The organism is Streptomyces sp. NK15101 (assembly GCF_020400725.1).
In the GTDB taxonomy this organism is placed as follows: domain Bacteria; phylum Actinomycetota; class Actinomycetes; order Streptomycetales; family Streptomycetaceae; genus Streptomyces.
The window spans coordinates 1-20,989 of the sequence record NZ_JAINVG010000001.1 but is presented as its reverse complement, the minus strand read 5'-3'; the positions used below and the strand labels follow the sequence as shown (position 1 = coordinate 20,989).

Below are 20,989 nucleotides of genomic sequence, written 5' to 3'. Positions count from 1 at the left end.
GCTCGGTCCGTCCGGCGGGGCCGGCTCAGTTCGGGTACGTCGGGGCCTGCGTCAGGTCCACCACCGGCAGCGACGGCAGATGCCGCAGCACCGCGGTCTCCGCCCGCAGCAGCGTCAGCTCCTCGCGCAGCCGGGTCGCCGTGTCCGGCGCCTGGAGCAGCCGCTGCTTCGACGGGATGTCGAGCACCGCCGCCGCCGCGACCAGGTACGACACCACGGAGGGCTCGTCCGGCAGCTCACTCGTCGTCAGCGAACGCTCCCGGGCGCCCGCGAGGCGCTTCTGGTAGCTCCGGAAGGCCCGCAGCACCCCCTCGGCGAGCGTGCCCGCCTCCTCGCCCTGCTCCTCGGGGATCTCCTCGACCTCGGCCGTCAGGAACGGCCCGCTCGCGTCGACCGACAGCAGCTTCACCCGGGTCGTGCCGGTGGCCATCACCTCGAAGCTGCCGTCGGCGCGCTCCCGGATCGACGCCGCGTCGGCGATGCAGCCGACCCGGTGGAAGGCCTGGACGGGATCGGAGCCGAAGCCCGCCGCCGGGCCCTTCTCCGGCAGCGCCGTCTGGTCCGGCATGCCGGGAGCCGTCGGCGCGACCTCGCGGCCGTCGCGGATGGCGACGACGGCGAAGCGGCGCGGCTGTGCGTCGTCGATCGTGAGCAACTCGCGCATCATGGCGCGATAACGCTCCTCGAAGACGTTCAGGGGCAGTACGAGGCCCGGGAACAGCACCGTGTTGAGCGGGAAGAGAGGCAGACGGGCGGTGGTCACAGCGGCCAAGCCTAATGGCCGCCGGGCCCGCCCCGTCCGGCCCGTCCACGACCGGTGCCCCGCAGCGGCGTCCGGCGGGCCAGCTCGCCCCGCACCCCGTCCCGCGCGGCCAGGAAGCGGAAGAGGGGGTCCCCCCTGCTCGACCGGAGCCGAGAGCCCGGCGGAGGGTCCTCCGGCACGGCGCCCGGCGCGGCGCCCCAGGGGAACGAGGTCGCGTACGGGCCGATCCGCCCGAACTCCTCCCACGCCTCCGCCCAGCGCGCCCGCTCGACCAGCACGTACGCGAGCAGGTTGCGGACCTCGGCCGGCCACGGGTCGCCCGCCGGGAACGCCGCCGACAGGGCCAGGGCGCGGGCCACCGCCCGGTCGACCCGCTCGGCGGGCACGGACCCGTCCGGTCCCGGCGGCACCCGGAGCCCGTCGTAGGCCGCGCGGACCGGCAGCGCCCCGACGAGCGAGTCCGGCGCGGCGTCGTCGGCGGCCTGCTCGGCGAAGTCGAAGGCCGCGCGGTGCGAGCCGTACCACTGCGCGGAGAGGTACTTCAGCGCGGCGACATGGCAGCCGTAGTGGTGCGGGGAACGGCGCACGGCCTGCTCCCACAGCGACTCGAAGACCGCGTGCCCGGCGTGCGCCCCGCGCGCGTGGTCCAGGGCCAGCCGCCACGGCACCGGATCGTGTGGGGACTCCCCGGCGATCTCCCGCACCAGCGGGCCGAGCTCACGCAGCCGCTCGGCCCGCGCCGGGGACTCCCAGGCCCTGCGGACGGCCAGCTGCGCCGTGACGAGGAGGGCGTCGGGGTCGCCGGGCGCGGCGGCGAGCCACCCGGCGAGCCAGTCGCCCCTGCTGTACGCGAAGGTGGCGAGCCGGGTGACGTACCGGTCGCGGTCCTCCCACTCGCCGGCGTCCCGGGTGGTGACGAGCAGCTTCGCCGCGGGCTCCGGATCGCCGAGGGCGGCGGCGACCAGGGCGGGGGCGAGCCGCTCGTCCGGGGCGTCGAGCAGCACGTCGGCGTCCGGCACGAGCGCCGCGGCGAGCCGCGGTGCGTGCCGGGCCGAGCGGACGGTGCCGAGCAGGGCGCGGAGCAAGGACATGGTGCTGTGCATTCTCCCCCGGCCACGCCCGTCACGGCAGCCGCGTCACGGGCTCGCGACAGCACCCTCACGTCGCGGTGACACGGCCCCCTCACCCCCTCCGCAGCAGCCGGCTCGCGCCCGCCGCCACCGTCGTCGCGAGGATCCAGCCCAGGAGGATCAGGGCCGTCGCCACCCACTGCCAGACGCCCTCCAGCCGCCAGTAGCCGTCCTGGCCGAGGTTGATCACGGGCAGCAGCAGGTCGAGCGCGTACAGCGTGGCGTTCCACTCGGGCGACTCCTCCGCCTTCAGCGGTATCGGGCGGTAGCGGGAGAAGGCCACCGTGCCCGCCGCCCACAGCACGGCCATCCACAGCGCGGCCCGGCCCGGCCGGTAGCCGTACGCCACGGTCCAGTCCTGGAGGTAGCCCCACAGCTTCCCCGCGATCGGCAGGGTCTCCCGTCTGCGCCGCTGCTTGGCGAGCAGCACCTCGCGGGCGTCCGCGTCCTCTCCGCTGTTCCGCAGGACCGTCGCGAGCCGCTCGTACGGCTCGGGGGCGTACTCCGGGGTCGCCGCCGCCACCCACTCGAGGCGCCGGGCCAGCGGGAAGTGTCCGTACGGCACCAGGTTCTCGTAGGCGAAGCCGCCCATCGCGAGCCCGCCGGGCCCCGGCCAGCTGGTCGACAGGTCGATCAGGGTGACGACCTTGGCGCCGTTGAGCACCACGCGCCCCTCCTCCGGGCGCTCGCCGTTGAACCGCAGCTCCGGGGTCACGATCCGGCGCAGCGACACCTCGTCCCGCCGGGCGCCGTCCAGCAGGAAGCGGGCGTGGTGCAGGTCCACCGCGTCGCCGAACCGGCCGTCGTCGAGCCGCACCCCGCCGTGGCACTCCACCGGCTTGCGCCGGGTGCCCTGGGCGGGCGTCACCCCGTACGGCGGGGTGGCCGTGGTGTTCCCCGTCCAGCCCGCGCTCCCCGTCTCCTCGTACACCCAGGCCGCGTTCAGATAGAGCGAGCGCTCCACCGTCAGCTGCGGCGCGTTCAGCGCGCGTCGGCCCTGCGCCCCGCGCAGCACGCTGCCCCGCAGGCTGAGCGAGACCCCGACGTTCGCCCCGCGCAGGCTCAGCTCCCCGTAGGTCTCGATCAGCTCGGCCTGGAGGTCCTGGGCGACCACCATCCCGTCCGCCGTGATCGCCCGCCCCCGCCGGTCCGGCCACACCCGGATCTGGTTGATCAGCAGGTCCGTGCCGATCTGCGCGTCCGTCAGCCGGATGCCGCGCCGCACCCGGCAGCGGGGCAGGTGCAGGTCCCCCTCCGTGTGCAGCCGGGCCGCCTCCAGGCGCGGCAGCGCGCACTCGACCATCCGCAGGGTGCCGAACCGGGCCTCGGGCAGCACCACCTCGTCGTCGAACCGGCAGCCGTGCAGTTCCACGTACGGCCCTATCGTCCCGCCCGCCAGGTTCAGCACGCCGGTGATCCTGACCCCGCGCAGCTTCAGTGCGGCCACCCGCCCGGACCGGGCCGACGGCCCGTCGAGCAGCAGCAGCGCCACCACGTCGGCGCGGACGCTCCGCGCCTCCCCCCACTCCCACGTCCCGAAAGGGTCGTCCCGCTCCGCGGTCCCCTCCGTCAGATCGCAGGTCCTGCCGATCCGGAACGCCCGCCACATGGCCCGCTCCGGGCCCGTGAGACCGTCCGGCATCCCGTCCTCGTGCGGCTCGGTCACTGCCGCCCCCTCGCTTTCCACGATCCGCTCCCACGATTCCGCTTGCCGGGATTCGTGGATTCGTACAGCCGTTCTTCCCGCTGTGTGACGGGCTGAACGCTAACGGTCAGCTGTGGCGACAAGACGCCAGTGGGACGCGTATCAGTCACTGATTGGCATGTATCAGCTGTTGATACGGACGACCGGCGTTCTAGGCCGTCTGCGAGAATTGACCCGTGATCTCGCGAATCGATCTGCGCGGTGAGACCCTCCCCGAGGGTTCCGCCCTGCGCGACCTGCTGCCCCGTGCCGAGTTCGACGTGGAAGCCGCCCTGGAGAAGGTGCGGCCCATCTGCGAGGACGTCCGGCATCATGGCGCGGCCGCGGTGATCGACTACGGGGAGAAATTCGACGGCGTCCGCGTTCCGGGCCTGCGGGTCCCCGCCGAGGCGATCCGCCGCGCCCTCGACGAGCTCGACCCGGCCGTCCGCGCCGCCCTCGAGGAGTCCATCCGGCGCGCCCGGCTCGTCCACCGCGAGCAGCGCCGCACCACCCACACCACCCAGGTCGTCCCCGGCGGCACGGTCACCGAGAAGTGGATCCCGGTCGAGCGCGTCGGCCTCTACGTGCCGGGCGGCCGCTCCGTCTACCCGTCCTCCGTCGTGATGAACGTCGTCCCGGCCCAGGAGGCCGGCGTCGAGGGCGTGGCCATCGCCTCGCCCCCGCAGAAGGAGTTCGGCGGCCTCCCGCACCCGACGATCCTGGCCGCCTGCGCCCTGCTCGGCGTCGACGAGGTCTACGCCGCCGGCGGCGCCCAGGCCATCGCCATGTTCGCGTACGGCACCGGGTCCACCGCCGACGAGCCCGGCTGCGCCCCCGTCAACCTGGTCACCGGCCCCGGCAACATCTACGTGGCCGCCGCCAAGCGCCTCCTCAAGGGCCGCATCGGCATCGACGCCGAGGCCGGCCCGACGGAGATCGCGATCCTCGCGGACTCCACCGCCGACCCCGTGCACGTCGCCGCCGACCTCATCAGCCAGGCCGAGCACGACCCGATGGCCGCCTCCGTCCTCGTCACCGACTCGGAGGAGCTGGCCGCCGCCACCGAGGCCGAGCTGAAGACCCAGGTCGCCGCCTCCAAGCACGTCGACGACCGGATCGTCCCGGCCCTGGCCGGCCGCCAGTCCGCGATCGTCCTCGTCCGCGACCTCGCCGACGGCCTCAAGGTCGTCGACGCGTACGGCGCCGAGCACCTGGAGATCCAGACCGCCGACGCCGCCGCCGTCGCCGACCGGGTCCGCAACGCCGGCGCCGTCTTCGTCGGCCCCTGGGCGCCGGTCTCGCTCGGCGACTACGCCGCCGGCTCCAACCACGTGCTGCCCACCGGCGGCTGCGCCTGCCACTCCTCGGGCCTCTCCGTGCAGTCCTTCCTGCGCGGCGTGCACATCGTGGACTACAGCCGCGACGCCCTCGCCGACGTCGCCCACCACGTCGTGACCCTCGCCGAGGCCGAGGACCTCCCGGCCCACGGCGCCGCGATCAAGGCACGGTTCGGATGGAAGGTCCCCGAGAGCAAGTGACCGAGAACGACATCATCCGGATCGACGACCTCCCGATCCGCGACGAGCTGAAGGGCAAGTCGCCCTACGGCGCCCCCCAGCTCGACGTCCCCGTCCAGCTGAACACCAACGAGAACCCCTACCCGCTGCCCGAGCCCCTGGTGGCCCGGATCGCGGAGCGGGTCGCCGAGGCCGCCCGCGGCCTCAACCGCTACCCCGACCGGGACGCGGTCGAGCTGCGCACCGAGCTCGCCGCCTACCTCACCCGGACCGGCGGGCACCGCGTCGGCGTCGAGAACGTCTGGGCGGCCAACGGCTCCAACGAGGTCCTCCAGCAGCTGCTGCAGACCTTCGGCGGCCCCGGCCGCACCGCGATCGGCTTCGAGCCCTCGTACTCGATGCACGCCCTGATCGCCCGCGGCACCGGCACCGGCTGGATCTCCGGTCCGCGCAACGACGACTTCACCATCGACGTCGAGGCGGCCGTCCAGGCCATCGCCGAGAACGCGCCGGACGTCGTCTTCGTCACCTCGCCCAACAACCCCACCGGCACCGCCGTCGAGGCCGACACCGTCCTCGCCCTGTACGAGGCGGCCCAGGCGGCCAAGCCCTCGATGGTGGTCGTGGACGAGGCGTACGTGGAGTTCAGCCACCGCGAGTCGCTGCTGCCGCTCCTGGAGGGCCGCCCGCACCTGGTGGTCTCCCGGACCATGTCCAAGGCCTTCGGCGCCGCCGGGCTCCGCCTCGGCTACCTCGCCGCCCACCCGGCCGTGGTCGACGCGGTCCAGCTGGTCCGCCTCCCGTACCACCTGTCGGCCGTCACCCAGGCCACCGCGCTCGCCGCCCTGGAGCACACCGACACCCTCCTCGGGTACGTCGAGCAGCTCAAGGCCGAGCGCGACCGGCTCGTCACCGAGCTGCGGGCGATCGGCTACGAGGTCACCGAATCCGACGCCAACTTCGTGCAGTTCGGGCGCTTCGACGGGGCCGAGGGCTCCCACGAGGCCTGGCGGAAGATCCTCGACCGGGGCGTCCTGGTCAGGGACAACGGCGTACCGGGCTGGCTGCGGGTCACCGCAGGCACCCCCGAAGAGAACGACGCGTTCCTCGACGCGGTCCGTGAATTGATGAAGGAGCAGGAACGATGAGCCGCGTAGGCCGCGTTGAGCGCACCACCAAGGAGACCTCCGTCGTCGTCGAGATCGACCTCGACGGCACCGGCAAGGTCGACGTGTCGACCGGGGTCGGCTTCTACGACCACATGCTCGACCAGCTCGGCCGGCACGGCCTCTTCGACCTGACGGTCAAGACCGACGGCGACCTGCACATCGACTCGCACCACACCATCGAGGACACCGCCCTGGCCCTCGGCGCCGCCTTCAAGCAGGCGCTCGGCGACAAGGTCGGCATCTACCGCTTCGGCAACTGCACCGTCCCGCTGGACGAGTCGCTCGCCCAGGTCACCGTCGACCTCTCCGGCCGCCCGTACCTCGTGCACACCGAGCCCGAGAACATGGCGCCGATGATCGGCTCGTACGACACGACGATGACCCGGCACATCCTGGAGTCCTTCGTCGCCCAGGCCCAGATCGCGCTGCACGTCCACGTGCCGTACGGCCGCAACGCCCACCACATCGTGGAGTGCCAGTTCAAGGCCCTGGCCCGCGCGCTGCGCTACGCCTCCGAGCGCGACCCGCGCGCCGCCGGGATCCTCCCCTCCACGAAGGGCGCGCTCTAGTCGTGAACGGCCTCTCCACCGTCCTGATCGTCGTCGGGCTCTTCCTGCTCGGCGGCATCTACTCCTTCGTCAAGCAGCAGATGCCCAAGGGTCTGATCGTGCTCGTCTCCATCGGCGCCGCGATGTGTCTCTCCGCCGGCGTGCTGCGTCTGGAGATGTGGTCATGAGCACGACTTCCCCGAAGAAGGTCGTCGTCTTCGACTACGGCTTCGGCAACGTGCGCTCCGCCGAGCGCGCCCTCGCCCGGGTCGGCGCCGAGGTCGAGATCACCCGCGACTACGACAAGGCCATGAACGCCGACGGACTCCTCGTCCCCGGCGTCGGCGCCTTCTCCGCCTGCATGCAGGGCCTCCGGGAGGCCCGCGGCGACTGGATCATCGGCCGCCGGCTCGCCGGCGGCCGTCCGGTCATGGGCATCTGCGTCGGCATGCAGATCCTCTTCGCCCAGGGCATCGAGCACGGCGTGGAGACCGAGGGCCTCGACGAGTGGCCCGGCACGGTCGAGCCGCTGAACGCCCCCGTCGTCCCCCACATGGGCTGGAACACGGTCGACGCGCCCGCCGACACGCAGCTGTTCGCGGGGCTCGACGCCGACGCCCGGTACTACTTCGTGCACTCCTACGCGGTGCGCGAGTGGACCCTGGAGGTCGGCAACCCCAACATCCGCGCGCCCAAGGTCACCTGGGCCACCCACGGCGAGCCCTTCGTCGCGGCCGTGGAGAACGGCGCCCTGTGGGCGACCCAGTTCCACCCCGAGAAGTCCGGCGACGCCGGAGCCCAGCTCCTCACCAACTGGATCGGAACCCTGTGAGCACTCTCGAACTCCTCCCCGCCGTCGACGTCCGCGACGGCCAGGCCGTCCGGCTCGTCCACGGCGAGTCCGGCAGCGAGACCTCCTACGGCTCTCCGCTGGAGGCCGCCCTGGCCTGGCAGCGCGCCGGCGCCGAGTGGCTCCACCTGGTCGACCTGGACGCCGCCTTCGGCACCGGCGACAACCGGGACCTGGTCCGTCAGGTCACCGAGGCCATGGACATCAAGGTCGAGCTCTCGGGCGGCATCCGCGACGACGCCTCGCTCGCCGCCGCCCTCGCCACCGGCTGCACCCGCGTCAACCTCGGCACCGCCGCCCTGGAGACCCCCGAGTGGGTCGCCAAGGTCATCGCCGAGTTCGGCGACAAGATCGCCGTCGGCCTCGACGTGCGCGGCACGACCCTGCGCGGCCGCGGCTGGACGCGCGACGGCGGCGACCTGTACGAGACGCTGGCCCGCCTCGACTCCGAGGGCTGCTCCCGGTACGTCGTCACCGACATCGCCAAGGACGGCACCCTCCAGGGCCCCAACCTGGAGCTCCTGAAGAACGTCTGCGCGGCCACCGACAAGCCCGTCGTCGCCTCCGGCGGCGTGTCCTCCCTGGACGACCTGCGGGCCCTGTCCGGCCTCGTCCCGCTGGGCGTCGAGGGCGCGATCATCGGCAAGGCGCTGTACGCCAAGGCCTTCACCCTCGAAGAGGCGCTCGCGGCGGTGGCGTCGTGACCTCGGAGGTCCAGGGCGAGATCCGCAAGGTCGTCACCGGCGCTCCCTGGGAGGAGCAGTTCGGCTACTCCCGCGCGGTCGAGCTGCCGAACGGCACGGTCCTGGTCTCCGGCTGCACCTCCGTGGTCGACGGCCAGATCGCCGACGGCGGTCCGTACGACCAGGCGGTCAACTCCTTCAACGTGGCCTTCGGGGCGCTGAAGCAGCTGGGCCTGGGCGCGGAGCACGTCGTCCGGACCCGGATGTACATCACGCACGCCCGGGACGTGGAGGAGGTCGGCCGCGCCCACAAGGAGCTGTTCGACGCCGTCCGCCCCGCCGCCTCGATGATCATCGTCTCCGGCTTCGTCGACCCCCGCCTGGTGGTCGAGGTCGAGGTCGAGGCGTACAGGAGTGATGCGGCATGAGCCTCGCCGTACGAGTGATCCCCTGCCTGGACGTGGACAACGGCCGGGTCGTCAAGGGCGTCAACTTCCAGAACCTGCGGGACGCGGGCGACCCCGTCGAGATGGCCAAGCTGTACGACGCCGAGGGCGCCGACGAGCTGACCTTCCTCGACATCACCGCCTCCTCCGGCAACCGGGAGACCACCTACGACGTGGTGCGCCGCACCGCCGAGCAGGTCTTCATCCCGCTCACGGTCGGCGGCGGCGTCCGTTCGGCCGAGGACGTCGACAAGCTGCTGCGGGCCGGCGCCGACAAGGTGGGCGTCAACACCGCCGCCATCGAGCGCCCCGAGCTGATCCAGGAGATCGCGGAGCGCTTCGGCCGGCAGGTGCTCGTCCTGTCCGTGGACGCGCGCCGCACCGCCTCGGGCTCCTTCGAGGTGACGACGCACGGCGGCCGCAAGGGCACCGGCATCGACGCCGTCGAGTGGGCGCACCGGGCCGCCGAGCTGGGCGCGGGCGAGATCCTGCTCAACTCGATGGACGCCGACGGCACGAAGGACGGCTACGACACCGAGATGATCGCGGCCGTGCGCAAGCACGTGACGGTCCCGGTGATCGCCTCCGGCGGCGCCGGCAAGCTGGCCGACTTCCCGCCGGCCGTGGCGGCGGGCGCGGACGCCGTGCTCGCGGCCTCCGTCTTCCACTTCGGCGACCTGCGGATCTCTCAGGTCAAGGACACGCTGCGGGAGGCGGGGCACCCGGTTCGCTGACCGGGGGTTCCGCTTCTGGGCGGCCTCGGAGAAGGGCCCCTTCGGGGGCCCTCCTTCTTCCTCGGATGCGCAGGATTATTTGTGCAAATTCCATTGCGCAAGTTTTCTTTCGTATCTACGGTCGTGGACATGACCTCGCAGGAGAACCGCCGGATCACCGATCTCGGCACCCTCAAGGCCATCTCGCACCCGCTGCGGATGCGCCTCTACCGCGCCCTGCACGTGGCCCGCACCGCCACCGCCTCCCAACTCGCCGAGCAGGTCGACGAGGCCGTGTCGCTGGTCAGCTACCACCTGCGCAAGCTCGCCGAGCACGGCCTCATCCAGGAGGCCGAGGTCCAGTCGGCGGACGGCCGCGAACGCTGGTGGGAGCTCAGCTCGTACGGTCTCGAGATCCGCGACGAGGACGTGCGCGGCACCCCCGAAATGGCCGCCGCGAGCGACGCCCTCGGCCGCGCCGTCAACGAACAGCGCACCGAACTCCACCGCCGCTTCCTCGACGAGCGCCTCACCTGGTCCGACGAGTGGCGCTCCGCCGCCATCAGCTCCGAGTGGCTTCCCCGCCTCACCGCCCCCGAACTCGCGGCCCTCGGCAGGGAGCTCGACGCGCTCCTCAAGAAGTACGACCAGGCCGCCCGCGCCGCCGAGGCCGCCGGCGACACCGAGGGCCGCGAGAACGTCGCCGTCCATCTGCACGGCTTCCCCTACCGGGGAGGACCGCGATGACCACGACCGCCGTCACCACCCCCGCCGCCGCCCGCCCCGCCCACCGCAACCCCCAGGTCCTGCGCTGGCTCGGCGCCTACACCGCCTCCACGCTCGGCGACAGCGTCTATTACCTCGCCCTGTCCTGGGCCGCCGTCAGCAACGGCACCCCCGCCCAGGCCGGGCTCGTCATGACCGTCTCCGCCGTCCCCCGCGCCCTGCTCATGCTCGCCGGGGGAGTGATCGCCGACCGGCTCGGCCCCCGCCGCGTGGTCATCGCCTCCGACGCCGTCCGCTGCCTGTCCACCCTCGGCCTCGCCGCGATCCTCTTCCTCGCCACGCCCGGCCTGTGGGTGCTCGCGGCCGTCGCCCTCGTCTTCGGCACCGTCGACGCCCTCTTCCTGCCCGCCGTGGGCGCCCTGCCGCCCCGGATCGCCGACCGCGACCAGCTCGCCCGCGTCCAGGGCATGCGCGGCATCGGCTACCGCGCGGGCGCCGTCCTCGGCGCCCCGCTCGGCGGCCTCGCCGTCGCCCTCGGCGGCTCCGCGACCGCCTTCACCGTCGCCGGCGTGCTCTTCGCCCTCTCCCTGCCCCTGCTCTCCGCCCTCAAGCTGCGGCCCCTCCCCCAGGAGCACGACGAGGGCGGCGGCACCGCCCTGCGCGACCTCGCCGACGGCCTGCGCCACCTCCGCGGCCACCGCGTCCTCGGCCCGCTGATGATCGTCATACTCCTCGCCGACCTCGGCTTCGTCGGCCCGCTCAACGTCGGCCTCGCGCTCCTCGCCGAACAGCGCGGCTGGGAGGCCGCCGGCATGGGCTGGGTGCTCTTCGGCTTCGGTGCGGGCGCGGGCGCCGCCTCGCTGCTCCTCACCGTGCGCGGGCGCGTTCCCCGGGCCGGCGCCGTCATGGGCTGGAGCATGGCCCTCGGCGCCCTGTCGATCGGCGCCCTCGCCTTCGTGCCGCAGCTGCCCTTCGCCGTGCTCGTCGCCGGGGCCGTCGGCCTGCTCGCCGGGCTCAACGGAGTGCTGTGCGGCGCACTCGTCCAGACCGAGGCCGACCCCGCCTACCTGGGCCGCGTCTCCGCCGTCTCCAGCCTCGGCAGCCTCGGCATCGCCCCGCTGAGCTTCCCGCTCACCGGCGCCGCCATCGGCCTGTGGGGCCCCGGCCCGGTCTTCGTCGTCAGCGCCGCGGTCTGCGCGCTGTCGGGACTGCTCGCCCTGCTGGTGCCCGCCCTGCGCAAGGCCGAGCTGCCGGAGTAGCCGGGGCGGCCGGAGTAGCCGGGGCGGCCGAGTGGCCGGGTGGCCCGGCGGGGTCCTAGATCCCGAGCTGCTTCGTCTCCCGCAGCCGCTCGATCGCCTCCGGCTCGCCCTCCAGGGCCACCTTCGCCGAGTCCTGGCGGCCGTACAGGTACATCATCAGCTCGCCCGGCTCCCCGGAAGCCGTCACCACCGGGGTGCCGCGGTGGGCGACCGCCGTCTGGCCGTTCGGGCGGCGCAGCACCAGGCCCACCGGGGCCCTGCGGCCGAGCAGCCGGGCCATCCGCTCCAGACGGGACCAGAGGGCGTCCGCGAAGACCGGGTCCAGCTCGCGGGCCGACCAGTCGGGCTGGGCCCGGCGCACGTCCTCCGCGTGCACGTAGAACTCGACGACGTTCGCCCCCTCGTCCACCTGCTTGATGGTGAACGGCGAGAACCGCGGCGGACCCGTGCGGATGAGCCGGATCAGCTCCTCGTACGGTTTGTCGGCGAACTCCGCCTGCACCCGGTCGAGCCGCTCCTTCAGCACCGGTACGAGGGAACCCGCCGCCGCGTCCGGACGCCGTTCCCGCACCACCACGTGGGCCGCGAGGTCCCGGGTCCGCCAGCCCTCGCAGAGCGTCGGGGCGTCCGGGCCCGCCGCCTCCAACAGATCGGCGAGCAGAAGCCGTTCACGTTTCGCATGGGTCGACATGCTGGCCAGCGTACGACCGGCGCGCGCGGTCCGCCCAGTGGACGCCCGGCCGGACACCGTCCCGGCGCGCGGCACAATGTCCCCATGAGCAGCACGCCCCGGACCTCCAGCGACCTCGACCCGGCCGTCGCGGCCCGCCTCAAGCGCAGCGCCGACGGCCTCGTCCCCGCCATCGCCCAGCAGTACGACACCGGCGAGGTGCTGATGCTCGGCTGGATGGACGACGAGGCCCTCCACCGCACCCTCACCACCGGCCGCGCCACCTACTGGTCCCGCAGCCGGGGCGAGTACTGGGTCAAGGGCGACACCTCCGGGCACGTCCAGCACGTCAAGGCCGTCGCCCTCGACTGCGACGCCGACACCCTCCTCGTCAAGGTCGACCAGGTGGGAGCCGCCTGCCACACCGGCACCCGCACCTGCTTCGACTCCGACGTGCTCCCCGTCTCCCAGTAAGGTCCGGTGCCATGGATCTCGAGACCTTCCGCAAGCTGGCGGCCGACCGCCGCGTCATCCCCGTCAGCCGCAGGCTCCTCGCGGACGGCGACACCCCGGTCGGGCTCTACCGCAAGCTCGCCGCCGAACGACCCGGCACCTTCCTCCTCGAATCCGCGGAGAACGGCCGCAGCTGGTCCCGCTACTCCTTCATCGGAGTCCGCAGCGACGCGACCCTGACGGTCGAGGACGGGCAGGCCCGCTGGCTGGGCACCCCGCCCGTCGGCGTCCCCACCGACGGCGACCCGCTCGCCGCCCTGCGCGCCACCGTCGAGACCCTCCACACCCCGCGCGACCTCGCCTCCGGCATGCCGCCCTTCACCGGCGGCATGGTCGGCTACCTCGGCTACGACATCGTCCGCCGCCTGGAGAAGATCGGCGAGCACGGCCGCGACGACCTGCGGCTCCCCGAGCTGACCATGCTCCTCACCAGCGACCTCGCCGTCCTCGACCACTGGGACGGCTCGGTCCTGCTGATCGCCAACGCGATCAACCACAACGACCTGGAGACCGGCGTCGACGAGGCGTACGCGCACGCCGTCGCCCGCCTCGACGCCATGCAGGCCGACCTGGCCCGCCCCGCCGCCACCGTCCCCGCCGCCCTGCCGGAGTCCGCCCTGCCCGAGTTCTCGGCGCTCTGGGGCGGACCGGCCTACCAGGACGCCGTCGAGGACATCAAGGAGCGCATCCGGGCCGGCGAGGCCTTCCAGGTCGTGCCCTCGCAGCGCTTCGAGACCCCCTGCGCCGCCTCCGCGCTCGACGTCTACCGGGTCCTGCGGGCCACCAACCCGTCCCCGTACATGTACCTCTTCCGCTTCGAGAACGGCTTCGACGTCGTCGGCTCCTCGCCCGAGGCCCTCGTCAAGGTCGAGGACGGGCGCGCGATGCTCCACCCCATCGCCGGCACCCGGCACCGCGGCGCCACCCCGCAGGAGGACCACGACCTCGCCGAGGAACTGCTCGCCGACCCCAAGGAGCGCGCCGAGCACCTCATGCTCGTCGACCTCGGCCGCAACGACCTCGGCCGGGTCTGCACCCCCGGCTCCGTGGAGGTCGTCGACTTCATGTCGATCGAGCGCTACTCCCACGTGATGCACATCGTCTCCACGGTCACCGGCGAGGTCGCCGAGGGCCGGACCGCCTTCGACGTCCTCACCGCCTGCTTCCCCGCCGGCACCCTCTCCGGCGCGCCCAAGCCCCGCGCCATGCAGATCATCGAGGAGCTCGAACCCTCCCGGCGCGGCCTCTACGGCGGATGTGTCGGTTATCTCGATTTCGCCGGAGACGCCGACACCGCCATCGCCATCCGCACCGCCCTGCTCCGTGACGGAACGGCGTACGTGCAGGCCGGAGCGGGCGTCGTCGCCGACTCCGACCCGGTCGCCGAGGACAACGAGTGCCGCAACAAGGCCGCGGCCGTGCTCCGCGCCGTGCACACCGCCAACCGGATGAACGACAACTGAGGACGTAGGGGATAGTGGGGTACGTGAGTGCCGTACCCGTACCCCAGCCCCGGGCCGCCCGCGCGGCCGTCCCCACCGGCGGCCGCCGCAGCCTGGCCGCGGCCCTCCTCCTCGGCGCCCTCGGCGCCACCGTCGTCCTGCTCTCCGCCGGCCAGATCTGGGCGGAGGGCACCGCCTCCGTCGGCGGCGGCAGCGTCCCCGTCGAGGCCGACGGCGGCACCGTCACCGGGGTGCCGACCGCCCTCGCGATCGTCGGCCTCGCCGCGCTCTTCGCCGTCTTCGCCGTCCGCCGCACCGGCCGCACTCTCGTCGCCGCGCTCCTCGCGCTCAGCGGCGCGGGCGCCGCGCTCGCCGCGCTCCTCGGGGCCTCCGACAGCGCCGCGCTCGACGCCGAGGCCGCCCGCATCAGCGGTGACACCGCCGCCGCCGTCGCCGGCCTCTCCCACACCATCTGGCCGTACGTGACGGCCGGGGGTGCCCTCCTCATCCTGCTCGCCGGCCTCTTCGCCCTCCGCTTCGGCAAGAGCTGGCCGGCGATGGGCGGCCGCTACGAGCGCTCCGGCGCCCCGCGCGCCGGCCGCAAGGCCCCCACGACCGACCCCGACCGGCCCGAGGACCTGTGGAAGGCCCTGGACCGCGGCGAGGACCCCACCCACGGCGAATGACCGGTCACGGGTGACCGGCGGGGGCACCATCGCGACGCGTGATCGTCCCGGCACCCCCGATTCATCCTCGCGAGCCCGCGTGCGGGACAATGAGCGCCGAGTGTCCGCGCACGCGAGACCTCACCATCGAGCAACTGCAACGAGGAGCAACTCATGGCGGGCAGCGCCCACGGACACACCCCGGCCGCCTGGACCGGTGTCATCATCTCCTTCATCGGCTTCTGCATCGCCGGCGTCTTCATGGTGGCCGCCAACGTGCCCGGTTTCTGGGCCGGCGTGGGCGTCATCGTCCTCGGCGGCATCGTCGGCGGCGCGATGAAGGCGGCGGGCCTCGGCATGCCGAAGGAGTCGGCCGAGGTCGCCGCCGCCCGTGAGGCCGCGACCACGACCGCCCGGGCCCGCGCCTGACGCGACACGACGCACCCGAGGGCGCAGTCCGGCCGTGCCGGGCTGCGCCCTCGCGCGTCAGAGGCGAGAATCACCGCGTGGACGCGCAGCCGACGGCCGAGGCCGAGACCGACGATTCCCCCACCCGTCCGGGTGAACCCACCCGACCGAATGCCACGTCACCACCGGAGCCGCACGTGACGGCGGGGGAAGCGGTCACGGCGGCGCCGGAGCCGGTCACGGCGGCATCGGTCACGGCGGCATCAGAGCCGGTCACGGCGGCGCCGGGGGCCGCAGGGGCGCCGGGCGGGTCCGCGCCCGCGGGCTCTGCCGCCCCAGGCGGGCCCGTGTCCACGGGCTCCGTCGCGCCGGGCGGGCTCGTACCCCCCGGGGCCGGCGACTCGGCAGGTGGGCCCGTGCCGGGGCCGCCCATGGCGCCGGGGCCCGGTGGCCCGCACGGGGTTCCCGGGCCGCAGGGGGCCGCTGCCCGGCCCGATGCCGCCGGGGTGCCGGGGCCCGTCCGGCACGGGGGCCCCGTGCCGGCCGCGCCGCCCCCGCCGCGGTCGCTCGTGCGGCGGCTGTCGCCGCCCGTCGCCGCCCTCGCCGGGGTCGTCGCCGCGTTCGCCTACGTCGGGACCGTCGACCCCAACGAACCCGGGCACTACCCCGTCTGCCCGCTCCTCCGCTTCACCGGCGTCTACTGCCCCGGCTGCGGCGGACTCCGCAGCGCCCACGCCTTCGCCCACGGCGACCTCGCGACCGCCCTCGGCGCCAACGCCCTCGCCGTCGTCGGCTACGGGATCTTCGCCGTCGTCATGGCCGTATGGCTGGTTCGAGCCGTCCGCGGAGTGCCCATGCGCCTCGCCGTCTCCACGTTCTGGTCGTGGGGGATCGGGGCCGTCATCGTCCTCTTCACCCTGGTCCGGAACCTGCCCTTCGGCTCCGCGCTGGCCCCCTGAGCGCCCGCGGAAACCTCACGAGGAGTCCCAGCAGATGGGACGCGACTCCGGCCGATGCGAGTCCGGGGCCATCCTGCGGATAGGATCGAAGTGGCTGAACCTGGTTCATCATCACCGTCACCGTCCCGGAAGGGGGCCCCTCGCGTGAGTGTGCTCGACGAGATCATCGAAGGCGTGCGCGCCGACCTCGCAGAGCGGCAGGCGCGGGTCACCCTCGACGAGCTCAAGGAGCGCGCCGCAAAGGCGCCGCAGGCCAAGGACGGCGTCGCCGCACTGCGCGGGGACGGCGTCAAGGTGATCTGCGAAGTCAAGCGCTCCAGCCCGTCCAAGGGCGCGCTCGCCGCGATCGCCGACCCGGCCGGCCTCGCCGCGGACTACGAGGCGGGCGGCGCCGCCGTCATCTCCGTCCTCACCGAGCAGCGCCGCTTCGGCGGCTCGCTCGCCGACCTGGAGGCCGTGCGGGCCCGGGTCGACATCCCCGTGCTGCGCAAGGACTTCATCGTCACCGCGTACCAGCTCTGGGAGGCGCGGGCGTACGGAGCGGATCTCGCGCTCCTCATCGTCGCCGCCCTGGAGCAGGAGGCGCTGGTCTCCCTCATCGAGCGTGCCGAGTCCATCGGGCTGACCCCGCTGGTCGAGGTCCACGACGAGGAGGAGGTCGAGCGCGCCGTCGACGCGGGCGCCCGCATCATCGGCGTCAACGCGCGCAACCTCAAGACGCTCAAGGTCGACCGCTCCACCTTCGAGCGCGTCGCCCCCGAGATCCCCGCGCACATCGTCAAGGTCGCCGAGTCCGGCGTCCGCGGCCCGCACGACCTCATCGCCTACGCCAACGCGGGCGCCGACGCGGTCCTCGTCGGCGAGTCCCTCGTCACCGGCCGCGACCCGAAGGCCGCCGTCGCCGACCTCGTCGCCGCCGGCGCCCACCCGGCGCTCCGTCACGGCCGGAGCTGACCGGACCATGACCCCCCGCCACGACGCGCCGGCATCCCTGGGCACCGCCCCGGGGCACGCCGCCGTGCCGTCGGCACCCGGGCGCCGCGGCCGGCTCCGCACCGCCGCCGCCCCCGTCCCCGCGCACGCCCCCCTGGCCCGGGGCTGCCGCCCGCGCGGCTGCCGCGCACCCGCACGCCGGGTCCTCGGCAGGCGCGTGCGGTACGTGATCGGCGACGAGCCCGGCCAGGTCAACGGCATGCGATGGCGCCCGCGCCTCGCGCGCGTTCTCACGTACGACGCCTGACCGCCACCCCCACCCGTGTGCCGCCCGTCCCGCAAGGCGGGACGGGCGGCACACGGGACGGCGCCCTTCGCGGCGCCTCCGCGTTCCGCGCCTGGACCCGCACCAACGTGTGCGCCGCACAGCGGGGTGCGGGGCAGGGCGCGGGAGCCTGGGCCCGGCAAGGGGCGCCGTCCGTTGTGCCCGCCCGTTCCGCCCCGGCGGAACGACCGCCCACAACGGGGGCACCGCTCCGGCGGCGTCGTCGTCTGCGTGACCGGTCGCGCGCATACCGTGACCACCGACCCCACGTATCCCGGGGCACCCGCCCCGCGAGGAGCATCCGCATGTCCAGCGAGTTCTTCATTCCCGACCCGGACGGTCAGGTCCCCACCGCCGAGGGCTACTTCGGTGCCTACGGCGGCAAGTTCATCCCGGAGGCCCTCGTCGCCGCCGTCGACGAGGTCGCCGTCGAGTACGAGAAGGCCAAGGCCGACCCCGAGTTCACCCGTGAGCTCAACGACCTGATGGTCAACTACACGGGTCGCCCGAGCGCCCTCACGGAGGTGCCCCGGTTCGCCGAGCACGCCGGCGGCGCCCGGGTCTTCCTCAAGCGCGAGGACCTCAACCACACCGGCTCGCACAAGATCAACAATGTGCTCGGGCAGGCCCTCCTGACCAAGCGCATGGGCAAGACGCGGGTCATCGCCGAGACCGGCGCCGGCCAGCACGGCGTGGCCACCGCCACCGCCTGCGCCCTCTTCGGCCTCGAGTGCACCATCTACATGGGCGAGATCGACACCCGCCGCCAGGCCCTCAACGTGGCCCGGATGCGGATGCTCGGCGCCGAGGTCGTCGCCGTGAAGTCCGGCAGCCGCACCCTCAAGGACGCCATCAACGAGGCCTTCCGCGACTGGGTCGCCAACGTGGACCGGACGCACTACCTGTTCGGCACCGTCGCGGGCCCGCACCCCTTCCCCGCCATGGTCCGCGACTTCCACCGGGTCATCGGCGTCGAGGCCCGCCGCCAGATCCTGGAGCGCGCCGGCCGCCTGCCCGACGCGGCCATCGCCTGCGTCGGCGGCGGCTCCAACGCCATCGGGCTCTTCCACGCCTTCGTCCCGGACGCGGACGTGCGCCTGATCGGCTGCGAGCCGGCCGGCCACGGCGTCGAGACCGGCGAGCACGCGGCCACCCTGACGGCCGGCGAGCCCGGCATCCTCCACGGGTCCAGGAGCTACGTCCTCCAGGACGACGAGGGCCAGATCACCGAGCCGTACTCGATCTCGGCGGGCCTGGACTACCCGGGCATCGGCCCCGAGCACGCGTACCTGAAGGACAGCGGGCGAGGCGAGTACCGGGCCGTCACCGACGACGCCGCCATGCAGGCGCTGCGGCTGCTCTCCCGTACCGAGGGCATCATCCCGGCCATCGAGTCGGCGCACGCCCTCGCCGGGGCCATGGAGGTCGGCAAGGAGCTCGGCAAGGACGCCCTGCTCGTCGTGAACCTCTCCGGGCGCGGCGACAAGGACATGGACACCGCCGCTCGCTATTTCGGGCTGTACGACACCGACGCCGAGGTGGCCGCGAACCAGGCCGACACCGCCGAGATCCAGGGGGACGCCAAGTGACCGGCAACATCCAGCTGCTCAGCGACACCCTGGCCGCGGCCAAGGCCGAGAACCGGGCCGCGCTCATCGCGTACCTGCCGGCCGGCTTCCCGACCGTCGACGGCGGGATCGCCGCGATCAAGGCCGTCTTCGACGGCGGCGCCGACGTGGTCGAGGTCGGGCTTCCGCACAGCGACCCGGTCCTCGACGGGCCGGTCATCCAGACCGCCGACGACATCGCGCTGCGCGGCGGCGTGAAGATCGCCGACGTCATGCGGACGGTCCGCGAGGCCCACGAGGCCACCGGCAAGCCGGTGCTCGTCATGACGTACTGGAACCCGATCGACCGGTACGGCATCGAGCGCTTCACCGAGGAGCTCGCCGAGGCCGGCGGCGCGGGCTGCATCCTGCCCGACCTGCCGGTCCAGGAGTCCGCCGTCTGGCGCGAGCACGCCGACAAGCACGGTCTCGCGACCGTCTTCGTCGTCGCGCCCAGCAGCAAGGACGAGCGCCTCGCCACCATCACCGCGGCCGGCTCCGGCTTCGTCTACGCCGCCTCGCTCATGGGTGTCACCGGCACCCGCGAGTCGGTCGGCGAGCAGGCCGCCGACCTGGTCCGCCGCACCCGCGCCACCTCCGAGCTGCCGGTGTGCGTCGGGCTCGGCGTCTCCAACGCCACGCAGGCGAAGGAGGTCGCCGGCTTCGCCGACGGCGTCATCGTCGGCTCCGCCTTCGTGCAGCGGATCCTCGACGCAGACGGCGACGAGGCGGCCGGGCTCACCGCAGTAAGGGAACTGGCGGCCGAACTCGCCGAGGGCGTCCGCCGCGTTTCGTAGCCCGTTCGGGTGGATCTGGGAGCGGGGAGGCGCGGATGTGCCTCCCCGGTTCGTTGCCTGGGGCGTGAGCGAGAAGAACCGTGGTGACGGTAACCGGAGCGCGCGGGAGCGCCTTCAGCAACAGCGCGAGCGCGACAAGGCCCGCGAGAAGCAGCGGCGCGTCCTGATCGTGTCGGCGGCCGTGGTCGGTGTCCTCGGCCTGGCCGCGGTCGTCGGCGTGATCGCCGCGGGCGGCGACAAGGACGGCGGATCGGACAAGGCGGGACCGGTGGTCGCGCCGACCGCGGCGACGGACGAGGACGGCAAGCCCGCCATCCCCACGGGCAGGGCGGACGCCCCGTCGACGCTCGCGGTCTGGGAGGACTTCCGCTGCCCGGCCTGCGCCCAGTTCGAGAACGTCATGCGGGACACCATCCACGAGCTCGAGGCCTCCGGCGCGCTCAAGACCGAGTACCACCTCGCCACCCTCATCGACGGGAACATGGGCGGCAGCGGCTCGCTGCGCTCGGCGAACGCGGCGGCGTGCGCCCAGGACGCGGGGAAGTTCACCGCGTACCACGACACGCTCTACGTCAACCAGCCGCCGGAGACGGACGACGCCTACGGGAAGAACGCCAGGCTGATCGAGCTGGCGGCGAAGGTGCCGGGGCTCGACACGCCGGCCTTCCGCAGCTGTGTGAACGACGGCACGCACGACGGCTGGGTGAAGAAGTCGAACGAGGCCTTCCAGAACGGCGGCTTCCGCGGCACCCCGTCCGTCCTCCTCAACGGAGAATCGATCTTCCCGACCAAGGGGAACGAGCAGATCTCCCCGGAGAACCTGAAGAAGTGGGTCGCCGAGGCCAACAAGGGCAAGAAACCGGGCACCGCCTCCCCGTCGGCGGGCTAGCGCGGCGGATTGGTTACCCAGAAGTTGCCGGGCGGGCTGCCGTCCCGCCCTCCCGGCAGGGTAGCGTCGGTCCCGTCATGGACCTTGCCTACATTCCCAGCCCGTCGACCGGCGTGATCCACCTCGGACCGATCCCGCTGCGCGGCTATGCCTTCTGCATCATCATCGGTGTCTTCGTCGCCGTCTGGCTCGGCAACAAGCGCTGGATCGCCCGGGGCGGCACCGCCGGCACCGTGGCCGACATCGCCGTCTGGGCGGTGCCCTTCGGCCTCGTCGGCGGACGCCTCTAC

25 protein-coding genes are annotated in these 20,989 nt (G+C 73.5%); 21 read left to right on the top strand and 4 right to left on the bottom strand.

Features of this window, described 5'->3' with window-relative positions:
- Positions 1-25 precede the first annotated feature (25 nt).
- The 3 genes from K7G60_RS00125 to K7G60_RS00115 all read right to left on the bottom strand — a co-directional run bounded on the left by K7G60_RS00125 (position 26) and on the right by K7G60_RS00115 (position 3,559).
- Positions 26-763 carry an LON peptidase substrate-binding domain-containing protein gene (locus K7G60_RS00125; protein WP_225798665.1) on the bottom strand — a complete coding sequence of 246 codons (738 nt, stop codon included), beginning with the start codon at positions 761-763 and terminating at the stop codon, positions 26-28.
- An 11-nt stretch (positions 764-774) separates the two neighbouring features.
- Positions 775-1,866 (bottom strand): hypothetical protein, encoded by a 1,092-nt coding sequence (locus K7G60_RS00120; protein ID WP_225798664.1) that lies wholly within the window; start codon positions 1,864-1,866, stop codon positions 775-777.
- Positions 1,867-1,945: 79 nt separating this feature from the next.
- Positions 1,946-3,559, bottom strand: a complete 1,614-nt coding sequence (locus K7G60_RS00115) for an oxidoreductase (RefSeq protein ID WP_225798663.1) — start codon at positions 3,557-3,559, stop codon at positions 1,946-1,948.
- Between the two features lie 215 nt (positions 3,560-3,774).
- Between K7G60_RS00115 and hisD the strand changes: the two genes are divergently transcribed.
- From hisD to K7G60_RS00065, 10 genes are all read left to right on the top strand, one after another.
- Entirely contained in the window at positions 3,775-5,118 is a 1,344-nt protein-coding gene (gene hisD, locus K7G60_RS00110) for a histidinol dehydrogenase (RefSeq protein WP_225798662.1), read from the top strand.
- An 11-nt stretch (positions 5,119-5,129) separates the two neighbouring features.
- Complete coding sequence (locus K7G60_RS00105) at positions 5,130-6,245, top strand: histidinol-phosphate transaminase (RefSeq protein WP_225798853.1); 1,116 nt, start codon at positions 5,130-5,132, stop codon at positions 6,243-6,245.
- Positions 6,242-6,835, top strand: coding sequence for an imidazoleglycerol-phosphate dehydratase HisB (hisB, locus tag K7G60_RS00100; RefSeq protein ID WP_030492957.1), 594 nt, complete (start codon positions 6,242-6,244; stop codon positions 6,833-6,835). The genes K7G60_RS00105 and hisB overlap by 4 nt, the downstream gene beginning before the upstream one ends.
- Before the next feature lie 2 nt (positions 6,836-6,837).
- Positions 6,838-7,002 (top strand): hypothetical protein, encoded by a 165-nt coding sequence (locus K7G60_RS00095; protein WP_225798661.1) that lies wholly within the window; start codon positions 6,838-6,840, stop codon positions 7,000-7,002.
- On the top strand, positions 6,999-7,646 hold the full coding sequence (hisH, locus tag K7G60_RS00090; RefSeq protein WP_225798660.1) for an imidazole glycerol phosphate synthase subunit HisH: 648 nt from the start codon (positions 6,999-7,001) through the stop codon (positions 7,644-7,646). Before K7G60_RS00095 ends, hisH begins: the two co-directional genes overlap by 4 nt.
- Positions 7,643-8,368 (top strand): bifunctional 1-(5-phosphoribosyl)-5-((5-phosphoribosylamino)methylideneamino)imidazole-4-carboxamide isomerase/phosphoribosylanthranilate isomerase PriA, encoded by a 726-nt coding sequence (priA, locus tag K7G60_RS00085; protein ID WP_225798659.1) that lies wholly within the window; start codon positions 7,643-7,645, stop codon positions 8,366-8,368. Before hisH ends, priA begins: the two co-directional genes overlap by 4 nt.
- On the top strand, positions 8,365-8,775 hold the full coding sequence (locus K7G60_RS00080) for a RidA family protein (RefSeq protein WP_225798658.1): 411 nt from the start codon (positions 8,365-8,367) through the stop codon (positions 8,773-8,775). Before priA ends, K7G60_RS00080 begins: the two co-directional genes overlap by 4 nt.
- Positions 8,772-9,527, top strand: a complete 756-nt coding sequence (gene hisF, locus K7G60_RS00075; RefSeq protein ID WP_225798657.1) for an imidazole glycerol phosphate synthase subunit HisF — start codon at positions 8,772-8,774, stop codon at positions 9,525-9,527. The genes K7G60_RS00080 and hisF overlap by 4 nt, the downstream gene beginning before the upstream one ends.
- Before the next feature lie 129 nt (positions 9,528-9,656).
- On the top strand, positions 9,657-10,253 hold the full coding sequence (locus K7G60_RS00070) for a transcriptional regulator (protein WP_225798656.1): 597 nt from the start codon (positions 9,657-9,659) through the stop codon (positions 10,251-10,253).
- The gene (locus tag K7G60_RS00065) at positions 10,250-11,491 is read left to right on the top strand and encodes an MFS transporter (protein WP_225798655.1); all 1,242 of its coding nucleotides are present in this window, start codon (positions 10,250-10,252) and stop codon (positions 11,489-11,491) included. The genes K7G60_RS00070 and K7G60_RS00065 overlap by 4 nt, the downstream gene beginning before the upstream one ends.
- Positions 11,492-11,546: 55 nt before the next feature.
- Here K7G60_RS00065 and K7G60_RS00060 read toward each other — a convergent pair whose 3' ends face one another.
- Positions 11,547-12,182: a TIGR03085 family metal-binding protein gene (locus tag K7G60_RS00060; protein WP_225798654.1), complete on the bottom strand. Its 636-nt coding sequence runs from the start codon at positions 12,180-12,182 to the stop codon at positions 11,547-11,549.
- Positions 12,183-12,266: 84 nt separating this feature from the next.
- Between K7G60_RS00060 and hisI the strand changes: the two genes are divergently transcribed.
- The 11 genes from hisI to K7G60_RS00005 form a co-directional block, all read left to right on the top strand.
- Positions 12,267-12,635 carry a phosphoribosyl-AMP cyclohydrolase gene (gene hisI / locus K7G60_RS00055; RefSeq protein ID WP_225798653.1) on the top strand — a complete coding sequence of 123 codons (369 nt, stop codon included), beginning with the start codon at positions 12,267-12,269 and terminating at the stop codon, positions 12,633-12,635.
- Positions 12,636-12,646: 11 nt separating this feature from the next.
- Complete coding sequence (locus K7G60_RS00050) at positions 12,647-14,137, top strand: anthranilate synthase component I (RefSeq protein WP_225798652.1); 1,491 nt, start codon at positions 12,647-12,649, stop codon at positions 14,135-14,137.
- 14 nt (positions 14,138-14,151) lie between these two features.
- Entirely contained in the window at positions 14,152-14,802 is a 651-nt protein-coding gene (locus K7G60_RS00045; protein WP_225798651.1) for a TIGR02234 family membrane protein, read from the top strand.
- Between the two features lie 153 nt (positions 14,803-14,955).
- Positions 14,956-15,210, top strand: a complete 255-nt coding sequence (locus K7G60_RS00040) for an HGxxPAAW family protein (RefSeq protein ID WP_123451335.1) — start codon at positions 14,956-14,958, stop codon at positions 15,208-15,210.
- Positions 15,211-15,620: 410 nt separating this feature from the next.
- Positions 15,621-16,148: a DUF2752 domain-containing protein gene (locus K7G60_RS00035; RefSeq protein WP_225798852.1), complete on the top strand. Its 528-nt coding sequence runs from the start codon at positions 15,621-15,623 to the stop codon at positions 16,146-16,148.
- Between the two features lie 144 nt (positions 16,149-16,292).
- Positions 16,293-17,102 (top strand): indole-3-glycerol phosphate synthase TrpC, encoded by an 810-nt coding sequence (gene trpC / locus K7G60_RS00030; RefSeq protein ID WP_123451331.1) that lies wholly within the window; start codon positions 16,293-16,295, stop codon positions 17,100-17,102.
- Positions 17,103-17,109: 7 nt separating this feature from the next.
- Positions 17,110-17,388, top strand: a complete 279-nt coding sequence (gene trpM / locus K7G60_RS00025) for a tryptophan biosynthesis modulator TrpM (RefSeq protein ID WP_374115552.1) — start codon at positions 17,110-17,112, stop codon at positions 17,386-17,388.
- A 323-nt stretch (positions 17,389-17,711) separates the two neighbouring features.
- Entirely contained in the window at positions 17,712-18,995 is a 1,284-nt protein-coding gene (trpB, locus tag K7G60_RS00020; protein WP_225798650.1) for a tryptophan synthase subunit beta, read from the top strand.
- A complete protein-coding gene (gene trpA, locus K7G60_RS00015; RefSeq protein ID WP_225798649.1) occupies positions 18,992-19,810 on the top strand; it encodes a tryptophan synthase subunit alpha in 819 nt (272 codons plus the stop codon). Before trpB ends, trpA begins: the two co-directional genes overlap by 4 nt.
- A gap of 64 nt (positions 19,811-19,874) precedes the next feature.
- Complete coding sequence (locus K7G60_RS00010) at positions 19,875-20,699, top strand: thioredoxin domain-containing protein (RefSeq protein WP_225798648.1); 825 nt, start codon at positions 19,875-19,877, stop codon at positions 20,697-20,699.
- A 77-nt stretch (positions 20,700-20,776) separates the two neighbouring features.
- Positions 20,777-20,989, top strand: a 213-nt coding sequence (locus K7G60_RS00005; protein WP_225798647.1) for a prolipoprotein diacylglyceryl transferase family protein, incomplete at its 3' end; no start/stop codon positions are given.